Source organism: Arthrobacter pascens (assembly GCF_030816475.1).
Lineage (GTDB): Bacteria > Actinomycetota > Actinomycetes > Actinomycetales > Micrococcaceae > Arthrobacter > Arthrobacter pascens_B.
Genome location: NZ_JAUSXF010000001.1, coordinates 279,134 through 291,234 on the forward strand (window position 1 = coordinate 279,134; position 12,101 = coordinate 291,234).

Consider the following 12,101-nt stretch of genomic DNA (forward strand, 5'->3'; position numbering starts at 1 on the left):
CGGCAACGCCTACCAATGTCAAAAACAAATCAGAATCATAGGAGAAGCAATGACTGACACTGCCCCGATCCGGGTCACCGTCTGGAACGAGAACCGGCATGAGCAGGAACATGAGCAGGTGGCAAAGCTCTACCCCCAGGGCATTCACGGCGCGGTGAAGGAGGGCATCGAGGAAAACCTGGGTGCCGCCGTCGATGTCCGCACTGCCACCCTGGAGGAACCGGAGCACGGCCTGACCGAAGAGGTCCTGGCCAACACGGACGTCCTGACCTGGTGGGGGCACATGTCCCACGCCGACGTCGATGACGAGATCGTGGAACGCGTGCACCGCCATGTGCTCTCGGGAATGGGGCTGATCGTGCTCCACTCAGGCCACTGGTCAAAGATCTTCACCAAGCTCATGGGCACCACCTGCACCCTGCGCTGGCGCAGCGAGCAGGACCGGGAGCTGGTGTGGACCGTGGACCCCACGCACCCCATCGCCAAGGGCGTGCCGCACCCCATCATCATCGACGAGCAGGAAATGTACGGCGAATTCTTCGACATCCCCACCCCGGAGGAGCTGGTCTTCATCAGTTCGTTCAGCGGCGGCGAGGTCTTCCGCTCCGGCTGCACCTTCCGCCGCGGCCACGGCAAGATCTTCTACTTCAGCCCCGGCGACCAGGACTACCCGGTGTACCACCACAAGGACATCCGCCGGGTCATCTCCAACGCCGTCCAGTGGGCACTTACTGACCGGCCGCGTCGGGAGCTTCCGGAACTGCTGCGGTACGACACCAATGAGTTCTACAAGGGCGCCGGCTACCAGGGCGCCACCGCGATCTATGAGGAAACCACCGCATGAGCCGGCCGTTCGCGACAATCGACGACGACGGCGCGCCGCTGAAAGTGCTGCTGGTCGGCGCCGGGGCTATGGGCCACACGTGGCTGGGGGCGGTGCAGGCCTCGCCGCTCGTGGAGCTCTGCGGCATTGTGGATCTGGACCTGGAGGCCGCGCGCGCCAGCGCCGCCTCGATCGGCAAACCTGACCTGCCGGTGGGGAGGGGGACAGCGCAACTGGCGTCCGACGTCGGCGCGCAGGCGGTCATCAACGTCACCGTTCCGGCCGCCCACCATCCGGTGTCCACCGAAGCGCTCTTCGCCGGGCTTCCTGTGCTTGGCGAAAAGCCGGTGGCCTCCACCGTGGCTCAGGGCCTGAGCCTGGTCGCTGCCGCCGAGCTCACCGGCCAGCTGTTCATGGTCAGTCAGTCCCGCCGGTACAACCGCGACCTGTTCGCGGCAAAGGCACTTGCCGGCGGGCTGGGGCGGCTGGGGATCCTGTCCGCGGATTTCTTCAAGGCACCGCATTTCGGCGGATTCCGGGACCAGATGGACCACCCGCTGCTGTTGGACATGGCCATCCACCAGTTCGATATGGCCAGGTTCCTGCTTGACGCGGACCCCGTCTCTGTCTTCTGCGAGGAATACAATCCTGCCTGGAGCTGGTACGGGGGTGACGCCGCTGCCGTGGCCTCCTTCGAAATGTCCGGCGGCGAGCGGTTCGTGTTCAACGGCAGCTGGTGCAGCCCCGGGCAGGAAACCTCCTGGAATGCGGCGTGGCGCCTGGGCGGCGAACACGGGACCGTCCTGTGGGATGGCGATAACACGCCGACGGCGACCGTCTCGCCTGCCATGGACGGCGCTGCTGTTACTCCGGCGGGTGCCGCGGTCGTGAAGGACCCGGGTTCCGAGGTCCACGGGTCCCTTCGCGAGTTCGTCTCAGCGCTGCGGACGGGGACACCGCCCATGGGCCAGGTACACGGGAACATCCTCAGCCTGGCCATGGTGGAAGCCGCGATCGAAAGTGCCGCCACGGGTCAGCGCGTCAGGATCGACGCCCTGCTTGAGCGTGCCTATCGCGAGGCGGTCCGGGAGGAGAAGCGGCCGGACGTCGCGGCTGTCCTCGACTCGTGGTCCATCGACGGTGCCTTCTCAGCCGCCGTGGCCCTCGGCACGGCACCTGCCCCGGCAATGCCCAGCCGGGTTTCATGATTGAACCCCGGTTTCTTGCTCATCGAGGAATCGTCGCACGATCGAATGTGGCGTTGGGGACGTCATCCAGTACACATGGCGCTCGTCTTGAAAGACCCGGAGATCGCTGTTCGGGATCTGTTCTGCGAGCAAATGGGCGTTGCCGACGACCGTGAGTTCGTCGTCGGCGCCATGCAAGATCAGAGTCGGGAGGGGGATTTCCCTGGGCTGCGGCCCGTCGTGAAGCGCTACTGCGGACAGATGGCTACTCATCGCGCGAGGCGAGGAAGGTGCCGGCAGGGCCCGCTTTGCCTCGTCGGGGTGATTCGACAGCCATGCCTCTTGATAGAACAGTGAGGTGAGAGCACCAACGTTCCCAGAATTCAGTGCCTCTGATGCGTGCGGTGGGCGGCTGATGTGCGTGACGTCGCCGACGGCCGTCGCCCCAAGGACGAGGGCTGCCACCCTCCGGGTGTGCGACGCGCCCAACCATTGAGCTGTCCGCCCACCCATCGAATGGCCATACACCATCGCACGATGCACTCCTGCGGCGTCCAACACCGCCACGGCGTCTCGCGCGAAATCTGCTGTCGACCACCTCTCGGGGAAGTGATCGTCGCTCAATCCAGTGCCTCGGTGGTCGAAGACGATGACTGGGCGATCGTCGAAGTCGTCGATCGCCGAATCCCAACCATGATGGTCAAGAGCCAGGCCCTGGATAAGCAAAAGCGGAGTGGCACCACGTTTCATTCCACGAACTTGGTACCAGATCTTCGATCCATCTTCGGCCGTTGCGTAACTCATGTTGCATGTATATCAGCGACCACCGACACGCCCGAAACCCGGCCGGGCACGACTGGGAGCTTCGCGAGCCCGCGCGGGCTTGCTGGTGGCTGGAGACGTGTAGGTCAGTTTCTCACTCCACAAAACTCGCACCCGTGTGGAATGGGGTTACGGGCCGTCGGTCGCGGCGTCTGTGAGCACCCAGGCCGAATCCGCGGCGCTTAGCCCAGTTCCCCGGTTCCGGCCGCGGCGAGGGGCAGGAGCTGGGACCAGACGTCGTCGGGAATCTCCCATTCGGCCAACCGGACGGTCTGGTCCACGCGATCGGGTTCGGACATGCCCACAATGGTGGAGCTGACGCGCGGATCGCGGGTGGAGAACTGCAGCGCAGCGGCGGCCAGGGGCAGCGAATGGGCTTCGCAGATCTCCTGCATCTTCCGCACCCGCTCAATGATTGCCGGACTGGCCGGCCGGTAGCAGTAGTACGGGACAAGGTCAGGGCCCTTCACCAGCATTCCGCCGCCGAAAGGCGCCGCGTTGACGAAGGCCACACCCCGCGCCATGGCGTCACAGATGAGGGGCTCGGCTGTCTGGTCCACCAGGGTGAACCGGTTGTGGCTGATGACGACATCGAAGGCGTCCGTGGCCAGATACTTGAGCTCCAGGTCAATCGGGCCGCCGGCGACCCCGAGGTGACCGATGACGCCCTGGTCCCTGAGCTCGATCAGCGCTTCGAGGGGGCCGCCGGCAGCGGTGCCTTCCTCGAAGGTGATCTTCTCAGGATCGTGGAGGTACACGAGCGGCAGGCGGTCCAGGCCGAGCCGTTCCAGGCTCTCCTCCACGGAACGGCGGACGCGGTCTCCGGAATAGTCGCTGGTTCCCACGACGGGATCCACTTTGGTGGCGACGACGAACCCGTCAGGCAGCCCGCCAGCCTGCGCCAGGGCCTGGCCGATCCGGCGCTCGCTGTTGCCCCCGCTGCCATATTCGTTGGAGGTGTCCAGGAAGTTAAAGGGACCTTCCATGGCCCGCAGGATGGTGGCCACGGCTGTGTCGGTGCCGTACGGGGCAGGCGGGCTGCCGAGGGAGCTGGTGCCTACGCAGATGGGAGAAACTGACAGCCCGGTCCGGCCAAGGGTTCGGTATTCCATGCTTGAACCTTATCTGTCGGGACCGTTTCCTGGACCTTGGAGCTGCTTAGCGCTGGTACTCGCGTGCCTTGCCTGCGGACCGCCGTGGAATGAGTCCGGAGGCCGGTCTGGCCACGGGAGGAGTCAAGGAATAGCCCATCCAACAAACCCAATACGTTCGACGTCGACTGCTCGGTGCCGTATGCGGCAGCCGCCAGATGGCGGTCGGGGCGGCCCCGTTTGGGTCGCTCTGGCGGTTAGAATCGCGGAACGGGATGCCTAGGCTGAATTCCAGGCCACAACGCGGTGGCCCGTCACCAGGAGACACCATGAAGCCAATCCACAAAGCCCCGCCCTTTGACGTTGAGCTCGGCGCAACTCTTACCGCGCTGGGAGACCTGCTTAACCCCACGCTGACGCCTGACATGATTGCCGGGATGCGGGGTGCGCCGCTGACCTCGCCCATCGAGGAACAGCTGGCAGGGCACGCAGTGCGGCACGTGGAGCGGACAATACCCGGTCCTGAAGGCGACCCGGACCTGGTTGTTTCCATCTTCAGCAGGATCGATCACGTTCCCGGCGGCCCTGGGATTTACCACACCCACGGCGGCGGCATGGTGATCGGCGACCGTTTCCTTGGGGCGGACATGCTCATCGAATGGGTCGAACTCATGGACGCCGTGGCGGTATCCGTGGAATACCGGCTCGCACCGGAAAACCCGGACCCGGCACCCGTGGAGGACTGTTATGCGGGCCTGGTCTGGACGGCAGAGCACGCCGACGAGCTTGGCTTCGACCCCGAGCGGCTTATTATCGCCGGCGCCAGTGCCGGCGGAGGGCTCGCCGCAGGCGTGTCCCTCATGGCGAGGGACAAGGGGGGTCCCGCCCTGGCGGGCCAGGTACTGATCTGCCCCATGCTCGATGACCGCAATGAGACAGTCTCCAGCTACCAGATCGACGGCTTCGGGCTATGGGACCGGACGAGCAACGACACGGGGTGGGACGCCTTGTTGGGTGACCGGCGAAAGACTCCCGGGGTGTCGATTTACGCTGCCCCGGCACGGGCAACCGATCTGTCCAACCTTCCGCCCGCCTTCATCGATGCCGCGACGGCGGAGGTGTTCCGGGATGAGGTGGTGGCGTATGCCAGCGCGATCTGGGCTGTGGGAGGCGTCGCCGAACTGCATGTCTGGCCAGGCGGATTCCATGGGTTCGACATGATTGTGCCCCAGGCGGCAATGTCCATCCAGGCCCGGGACGTTCGGACGAAGTGGGTTCGCCGCATCCTTGGCGCCTGACGATCCCCAGAGATAGCGGGCGGAGTATTATTCGCAACGGGGGCTAACTCTACGAGCTAATTCAACGAGCGGCAGATAATGCAGGGACTGGTATGGCGCCTGAGGGCGCTCGACCCCGAGGCCTCCGAAAGCCTCAAAGTGATCGCGTACTTTGATGCGCTCGTTGACGCGCATGCCAGCGCCCAGGTCCTGCTCAGCGGGGCGGCGGTGCTGAGTGGCTGTCCCGCCGGGTATGTCGCCAACGGCAGATCCGTCCGGGTCGACGCCTCCGGAACGAAAACCGATTCCATCGCCCCGGATTCAGACGCCCCCAATACGTGGCTGGGGCATGATTTCGGCGACGACGGGCGCGTGTGGATTGAGCGTGAAGGCCAGGCTTTCGCCAATGATGAAATGATCCTTGAGCGGGTGGCCATCGCGCTGGGCATCTCCTTCGACCGCACCAGTCCGGCGGCGGCGTCCAGCCGCGCGGTCGCGGCCGTCATTGACGCCGCCGTGCCCCTGGACAGACGGATGGATGCCGCGGCCATGCTTCACCTGGACAAGGATTCGAGCTACCGGGTTGTCGCCGTTCCGGCCTCTACGGTGCTGCCAGGACCCAGTTCGGTGATCTACACGGGGGTCGGGCCGGTCCGGGCAGCCATCCGCCGGCTTTCTGACTCCCAACCGCCGGATGGCCAGCCCGGCCTCCGGTCGGGCGTGGGGCTGGCCATGGTTCCAAGCGCGCTCGATCGGTCATGGGCATCTGCCCTCTTCGCCCTGCGCCTGACCACTCCGCAGAGTCCGTGCCAGCTCGCCGATGACCTGGGCGGCCTGCTCGTCTTTGCCGAGTTGGCCGATTCTTCCGCGCCCGAAATCCCTGACCTGACCGCCCTGAAACGGCTTCTCGAATCACAGCCGAAAGCCCTGGCCCTACTCGAGTCAATTGCGACGACCAGCAGCCTGCGTGCCGTCGCGGAGGAGGTCGGCCTCCACCATTCCAGTGTTCAGAGCCGGGCGGCAGACTACTCGGCGGCGCTCGGGTTCGACCTCCGCACCGCGCCCGGACGGGTGCGGTTGTCCTTGGTGCTCGCGCTGTACAGGCTTGCCACCACCACCTTCGGCTCATGAGGGACGGCTTCCGGGCTCCTGAGTCTGTGCTCCTCCACTAAGCTGGCACGCATGACCCCGAAGATCAGTGTGAGCCTGCCGGATGCAGGGCTGCGTGAGTACCTGGCACCGCATCCGGACGTCACCGTGCTCGAGTGGGACCTGGCCGGCGGAGCACCGCAGCGCCGAATCGACATCGTGGTGCCCCCGTACATGGGCGGGACGAAGATCCTGCGGAATCTTGAGTCTGTCGAGACGGAGCTGGTCCAGAGCCAATCGATCGGATACGACGGCGTGGCGGACGTCCTCCCCGCCGGAAGGGTCTTCGCCAACGCTGCCGGTGTCCACGAGACGTCAACCGCCGAGCTGGTGCTGGCCATGGTGCTGGCGAGCCAGCGGGAGTTTCCGCGCCTCCTGGAGAACCAGCAACAGGGTCTGTGGGAAACGAAGCCGACGGCGAGCCTGGCAGACCGCCGGGTGCTCATCGTGGGTTACGGCGGCGTGGGCAAGGCCATCGAAGAGCGGCTTCTCCCCTTCGAAACCACCGTCACGCGGGTGGCCAGCCAATCCCGGACGGACGGGAACGGCGTCGTACATGGCATCGCGGAGCTGCCTGCGCTGCTGCCGGACCACGACATCGTCATTGTCGGGGTTCCCCTCAGTGACGCCACCAGGCACCTTATCGATGACGCTTTCCTTTCCGCAATGCCCGACGGCGGGTTGCTGGTCAACGTCGCCCGCGGTCCGGTGGCAGACACAGAAGCACTTGTACGCCACACGGGCTCCGGACGGATCCGTGCCGCCCTGGACGTGACGGACCCCGAGCCGCTGCCCCGGGACCACCCGCTGTGGCGCACGCCGGGCGTCATCATCACCCCTCACGTGGGCGGCGCGAGCTCGGCGATGCGCCCGCGGATGGGCCGGCTGCTTCAACGGCAGATCGACCTCATGCTTGCCGGTGAACCGCCGGTGAATGTGGTCCTGGGGGGCTAGCCGGCGGCGGTCGGTGCATAGGGCATGCAACCCCTTGCAGCCTGGTCGCAACCTCCGAACTCCTAGCATGGGCAGGACGAAGACGTCCATTCCCTAGAGGAGTTAAACCATGACTGTTTACCTGCAGCCCGGCCAAGAAGGATCCAAGGTCCAGTTCAAGGACCGCTACGAGAACTGGATTGGCGGCGAATGGGTCGCTCCTACTACAGGCCAGTACATCGAGAATGTCTCGCCCGTGAATGGCAAGCAATTCACGGAAGTGGCGCGAGGTGCCGCTGCCGACGTCGAGCTCGCCCTGGATGCTGCCCACAAGGCCGCGCCGGCCTGGGGCAAGGCTTCGGCCACGGAGCGTGCCGCGGTGCTGAACAAAATTGCCGACCGCATTGATGCCAACCTGGAGCTGCTGGCCGTCGCGGAGACGTGGGACAACGGCAAGCCCATCCGTGAAACCCTCAACGCCGACATTCCCTTGGCAGCCGACCACTTCCGCTACTTCGCCAGCGCCATCCGCGCCCAGGAAGGCCGGCTGTCCCAGCTCGACGACGACACCACGGCCTACCACTTCCACGAGCCGCTCGGCGTCGTTGGCCAGATCATCCCCTGGAACTTTCCCATCCTGATGGCCGTCTGGAAGATGGCGCCTGCCCTGGCGGCGGGCAACGCCGTGGTCCTCAAGCCGGCCTCCAACACGCCGGCCTCCATCCTGGTCCTGGCCGAACTCATCGCCGACCTGCTGCCCGCGGGCCTGCTGAATATCGTCAACGGCTTCGGATCCGAGGTGGGCAAGCCCCTGGCCTCGAGCCCCCGGATCCGCAAGATCGCCTTCACCGGCGAAACCTCAACGGGACGGCTGATCAGCCAGTATGCGAGCCAGAACCTGATCCCGGTCACCCTGGAACTTGGCGGCAAGAGCCCGAACATCTTCTTCGCGGATGTGGCCGCGTCGAACGACGCCTTCTACGACAAGGCGCTGGAGGGCTTCACGCTCTATGCCTTCAACCAGGGAGAAGTGTGCAGCAGCCCGTCGCGTGCCCTGGTCCAGGATTCCTTCTATGACTCGTTCATGGCAGATGCAGTCGCACGGACCGGGATGATCATCCAGGGCAACCCGCTTGATACCACAACGCAGATCGGTGCCCAGGCTTCGATAGGCCAGATGGAAAAGATCCTCTCCTACATCGACATCGGATTGGCGGAGGGTGCAAAAATCCTGGCCGGCGGTGCACAGACGGAGTTTGAGGGCGACCTGGCCGGCGGCTTCTACGTCCAGCCCACCATCTTCGAGGGCCACAACAAGATGCGGATCTTCCAGGAGGAAATCTTCGGCCCCGTAGTGTCCGTGGCACGCTTCACGGATTACAACGACGCCATCAGCATCGCCAACGACAGCCTCTATGGCCTCGGCGCGGGCGTCTGGTCCCGCAACGGCAACGTCGCTTACCGCGCCGGCCGCGAGATCCAGGCCGGCCGCGTCTGGGTCAACAACTACCACGCCTACCCGGCAGGCGCCGCGTTCGGCGGCTACAAGTCCTCAGGCATCGGCAGGGAGAACCACTCCATGATGCTGGACCACTACCAGCAGACCAAGAACCTCTTGGTTAGCCATTCAGAAAACAAGCTCGGCTTCTTCTAGGCCCCGAATCTCGACGATCACGCCGAACCTGGCCGCCTGCTGCACCAGCGCTACCGGTAGCAGCACAAAAGGCCGGAGTACGACGGCGGGGCTCCCCGCCGTCGTACTCTCCTGTCAGGCGATGACATCTCGAAAGGAGAAATGAATGACAAGAATGCTGATTATTGGCCCGCCCGGTTCCGGCAAGGGAACCCAGGCGGAGAGGATTTCGGAGCGCCTCGGCGTTGTCGCGATCTCCACTGGCGATATCTTCCGTGCCAACGTCAAAGGTGAGACACCCCTTGGCGTCGAGGCTAAGACGTACATGGATAACGGGGATTTCGTCCCGGACAGCGTCACGAACGAAATGGTGCGTGACCGCCTCAGTGAGGAGGACGTCGACGCCGGCTTCCTCCTTGACGGCTACCCCCGTACCACCGCGCAGGTGGACTACCTGGACCGGATCCTCGCCGGTGGCCAACAGGAGCTCGACGTCGTCCTGCAGCTGACCGCCGACGACCAGGAACTGGTCACCCGGCTGTTGAGCCGGTCTAAGGTAACCGGCCGGAGCGACGACAACGAGGCCGTGATCCGCCACCGGCTGGACCTGTACCACGAGCAGACCGAAGCGGTAGTGGCAAAGTATGCCGAGCGAGGCATCCTTGCCCTGGTGGACGGTATCGGCGCAGTACACGACGTAACTGACCGTGTGATGACCAGCCTCGAGAACCCCCTGAGGGCCTCCGTCAACAGCGGACGGTAAAGTCCTCACACTGGTAATTAGGTGACTACGGAAACACCAATCGAGCCTGCCGAATACCTCTGAGGTATTCGACAGGCTCGATTGTTTGGGAGAATGCCGCGTCGCGGAGCGCCACCACGGCGGATAGCGGACGGACCATTACCCTGTAGTCCTCAATCAGTCCGTGCTGATCAAATCCCATCATGTCGACTCCTTCGCCTTCCGTGTCGCCCAGGCGCCAGCGGAAATGTAATATCTCCACACCATCGGTGGACGTAAACGAGCCGACAAATCTGAGCCCCTCGAATACTTGAAAGAGGATGGCGAACAGGCGAGCGACTGCCTCTCTGCCCCTATTTCCGTAGGGAGTTGGTGATTTGGGTCATGACGGTGTTGTCGGCGAGGGTGGTGGCGTCTCCCACTTCGCGTCCTTCGGCGATGTCTTTGAGGAGGCGGCGGATGATTTTGCCGGAGCGGGTTTTGGGCAGTTCGGGGACGACGAGGATGGTTTTGGGTTTGGCGATGGGGCCGATCTCCTTGCCTACGTGGTTGCGGAGTTCCTGGATGATCGTGTCGCCGGAGTCGGTGGCGTCGCCGCGGAGGATCACGAACGCCACCACCGCCTGGCCTGTGGTTTGGTCTGCGGCACCGACGACGGCGGCCTCGGCCACCGCGGGGTGGGACACCAGTGCGGATTCGATTTCGGTGGTGGAGAGCCGGTGGCCGGAGATGTTCATCACGTCATCCACCCGGCCCAGGAGCCAGATATCTCCGTCCTCGTCTTTCTTGGCGCCGTCCCCGGCGAAGTACATGCCTTCGAAGCGGGACCAGTAGGTGTCCTTGAACCGTTCCGGGTCGCCCCAGATACCGCGGAGCATGGCGGGCCAGGGCTCGCGGATCACCAGGAACCCGCCGTGGCCGTCCGGCACGGAGGCGCCGTTCTCGTCCACGACGTCAGCGGCGATGCCCGGTAGCGGGACCTGGGCGGAGCCGGGCTTGGTGGCGGTGACTCCCGGGAGCGGGGCGATCATCTGCGCCCCTGTTTCGGTCTGCCACCAGGTGTCCACGATCGGGGCCGGGTTCTCCTTGCGTTCGCCGTTCTTGCCGGCGTTGCCGCCGATGACTTCCCGGTACCACATCCAGGCTTCGGGGTTGATGGGTTCGCCCACTGAACCAAGGACCCGGATGGAGGACAGATCGTATTTGGCGGGGATTTCCTTGCCCCATTTCATGAAGGTCCGGATCGCGGTGGGGGCGGTGTAGAGGATGGAGACCTTGTATTTTTCGACAATTTCCCACCAGCGGCCCTGGTGCGGGGAGTCCGGGGTTCCCTCGTACATGACCTGGGTGGCGCCGTTGATGAGCGGGGCGTACGCAACGTATGAATGGCCGGTGACCCAGCCGACGTCAGCGGTGCACCAGTACACGTCCGTGTCCGGGTGCAGGTCGAAGACTGCCTTGTGGGTGTAGGCGGTCTGGGTGAGGTAGCCGCCGGTGGTGTGCAGAATGCCTTTGGGTTTGCCGGTGGTGCCGGAGGTGTAGAGGATGTAGAGCGGGTGATCGGAGTCATGGCCGACGGCGTTGTGGTGCGTGGAGGCCTGGTCCACGGTGTCTGCCCACCAGTGGTCCCGGCCCCCGTGCCAGTCCACGTCCGCTCCGTTGCGCTTGACTACCACCACGTTCTGCACGGTGTGCCCGTCCTTCGACAAGGCCTCATCGACGGCGCTCTTGAGCGGGCTGGGCTTGCCGCGGCGGTAGGTGCCGTCGGCGGTGACCACGAGTTTGGCTTCGGCGTCCTCGATGCGGGACCGCAGGGCGTCCGCGGAGAAGCCGCCGAACACCACCGAATGCACCGCGCCGATCCGGGCGCAGGCCAGCAGGGTGATGACGGCCTCCGGGATCATCGGCAGGTATACCGCGACCCGGTCGCCCTTGGCCACGCCGAGGGACTCGAAAGCGTTCGCAGCTTTCTTAACTTCTTCGGTGAGCTGGCTGTAGGTGTAGGTGCGGGTGTCTCCGGGTTCGCCCTCGAAGTAGATGGCAACCCGGTCCCCGAGCCCGTTTTCCACGTGCCGGTCCAGCGCGTTGTAGGCGGCATTCAGCTCACCGCCGACGAACCACTTCGCGAACGGCGGCTTGGACCAATCCAGCGCCTGCGTGAAGTCCTTGCTCCAGGTCAGCAGCTCCCGCGCCTGCCTGGCCCAAAAAGCCGGCCGGTCCGCGTCAGCCTCCACGTACTCGGCTGCGGTGACCACCGCGTTCGCGGCAAACTCCTCCGACGGCGGAAACACCTTTTTGACTGCAGTTTGGACGTTGGACATGGGTAAACCTCGTGCTTTCTACAAAATGTTCCGTGTTGGGAAACGGGCAGTGGGAATACGCCGTGCGCCCAACTGAGTAGCAGTAGGTGTCGTTTTGGGCCTCCAAAACGACACCTACTGCTA

The 12,101-nt window shown here is 64.6% G+C and carries 11 protein-coding genes; 7 read left to right on the plus strand and 4 right to left on the minus strand.

All coding sequences use genetic code 11. The features are described from left to right. Nucleotides 1-49: 49 nt before the first annotated feature. On the plus strand, nt 50-844 hold the full coding sequence (locus QFZ40_RS01265; protein WP_306902403.1) for a ThuA domain-containing protein: 795 nt from the start codon (nt 50-52) through the stop codon (nt 842-844). After that, entirely contained in the window at nt 841-2,031 is a 1,191-nt protein-coding gene (locus QFZ40_RS01270; RefSeq protein ID WP_306902404.1) for a Gfo/Idh/MocA family protein, read from the plus strand. Before QFZ40_RS01265 ends, QFZ40_RS01270 begins: the two co-directional genes overlap by 4 nt. Here QFZ40_RS01270 and QFZ40_RS01275 read toward each other — a convergent pair. After that, the gene (locus QFZ40_RS01275) at nt 2,026-2,814 is read right to left on the minus strand and encodes an alpha/beta fold hydrolase (RefSeq protein ID WP_306902405.1); all 789 of its coding nucleotides are present in this window, start codon (nt 2,812-2,814) and stop codon (nt 2,026-2,028) included. The genes QFZ40_RS01270 and QFZ40_RS01275 overlap by 6 nt on opposite strands. A gap of 200 nt (nt 2,815-3,014) precedes the next feature. Then, on the minus strand, nt 3,015-3,944 hold the full coding sequence (locus QFZ40_RS01280) for an aldo/keto reductase (protein ID WP_306902406.1): 930 nt from the start codon (nt 3,942-3,944) through the stop codon (nt 3,015-3,017). A 308-nt stretch (nt 3,945-4,252) separates the two neighbouring features. On the opposite strand from QFZ40_RS01280, the gene QFZ40_RS01285 reads away from it, so the two are divergent. The 5 genes from QFZ40_RS01285 (at nt 4,253) to QFZ40_RS01305 (ending at nt 9,678) form a co-directional block, all read left to right on the plus strand. After that, entirely contained in the window at nt 4,253-5,221 is a 969-nt protein-coding gene (locus QFZ40_RS01285) for an alpha/beta hydrolase (RefSeq protein WP_306902407.1), read from the plus strand. A 78-nt stretch (nt 5,222-5,299) separates the two neighbouring features. After that, complete coding sequence (locus QFZ40_RS01290) at nt 5,300-6,331, plus strand: hypothetical protein (protein ID WP_306902408.1); 1,032 nt, start codon at nt 5,300-5,302, stop codon at nt 6,329-6,331. Between the two features lie 51 nt (nt 6,332-6,382). Continuing rightward, nucleotides 6,383-7,303 carry a 2-hydroxyacid dehydrogenase gene (locus tag QFZ40_RS01295; protein WP_306902409.1) on the plus strand — a complete coding sequence of 307 codons (921 nt, stop codon included), beginning with the start codon at nt 6,383-6,385 and terminating at the stop codon, nt 7,301-7,303. 109 nt (nt 7,304-7,412) lie between these two features. Continuing rightward, nucleotides 7,413-8,936, plus strand: coding sequence for an acetaldehyde dehydrogenase ExaC (exaC, locus tag QFZ40_RS01300; RefSeq protein WP_306902410.1), 1,524 nt, complete (start codon nt 7,413-7,415; stop codon nt 8,934-8,936). A 154-nt stretch (nt 8,937-9,090) separates the two neighbouring features. Further along, nucleotides 9,091-9,678, plus strand: coding sequence for an adenylate kinase (locus QFZ40_RS01305; RefSeq protein ID WP_306906785.1), 588 nt, complete (start codon nt 9,091-9,093; stop codon nt 9,676-9,678). Between the two features lie 25 nt (nt 9,679-9,703). Here the strand turns inward: QFZ40_RS01305 and QFZ40_RS01310 are convergent, their stop codons facing one another. Further along, nucleotides 9,704-9,862, minus strand: a complete 159-nt coding sequence (locus QFZ40_RS01310; protein WP_306902411.1) for a hypothetical protein — start codon at nt 9,860-9,862, stop codon at nt 9,704-9,706. A 148-nt stretch (nt 9,863-10,010) separates the two neighbouring features. Further along, nucleotides 10,011-11,978: an acetate--CoA ligase gene (acs, locus tag QFZ40_RS01315; protein WP_306902412.1), complete on the minus strand. Its 1,968-nt coding sequence runs from the start codon at nt 11,976-11,978 to the stop codon at nt 10,011-10,013. Nucleotides 11,979-12,101: the final 123 nt, after the last annotated feature.

Bases quoted from the DNA above. Each gene is read 5' to 3' on its own strand.
- QFZ40_RS01265 (WP_306902403.1), top strand. From the start codon at position 50: ATGACTGACACTGCCCCGATCCGGGTCACCGTCTGGAACGAGAACCGG.
- QFZ40_RS01270 (WP_306902404.1), top strand. From the start codon at position 841: ATGAGCCGGCCGTTCGCGACAATCGACGACGACGGCGCGCCGCTGAAA.
- QFZ40_RS01275 (WP_306902405.1), bottom strand. From the start codon at position 2,814: ATGAGTTACGCAACGGCCGAAGATGGATCGAAGATCTGGTACCAAGTT.
- QFZ40_RS01280 (WP_306902406.1), bottom strand. From the start codon at position 3,944: ATGGAATACCGAACCCTTGGCCGGACCGGGCTGTCAGTTTCTCCCATC.
- QFZ40_RS01285 (WP_306902407.1), top strand. From the start codon at position 4,253: ATGAAGCCAATCCACAAAGCCCCGCCCTTTGACGTTGAGCTCGGCGCA.
- QFZ40_RS01290 (WP_306902408.1), top strand. From the start codon at position 5,300: ATGCAGGGACTGGTATGGCGCCTGAGGGCGCTCGACCCCGAGGCCTCC.
- QFZ40_RS01295 (WP_306902409.1), top strand. From the start codon at position 6,383: ATGACCCCGAAGATCAGTGTGAGCCTGCCGGATGCAGGGCTGCGTGAG.
- exaC (WP_306902410.1), top strand. From the start codon at position 7,413: ATGACTGTTTACCTGCAGCCCGGCCAAGAAGGATCCAAGGTCCAGTTC.
- QFZ40_RS01305 (WP_306906785.1), top strand. From the start codon at position 9,091: ATGCTGATTATTGGCCCGCCCGGTTCCGGCAAGGGAACCCAGGCGGAG.
- QFZ40_RS01310 (WP_306902411.1), bottom strand. From the start codon at position 9,862: ATGATGGGATTTGATCAGCACGGACTGATTGAGGACTACAGGGTAATG.
- acs (WP_306902412.1), bottom strand. From the start codon at position 11,978: ATGTCCAACGTCCAAACTGCAGTCAAAAAGGTGTTTCCGCCGTCGGAG.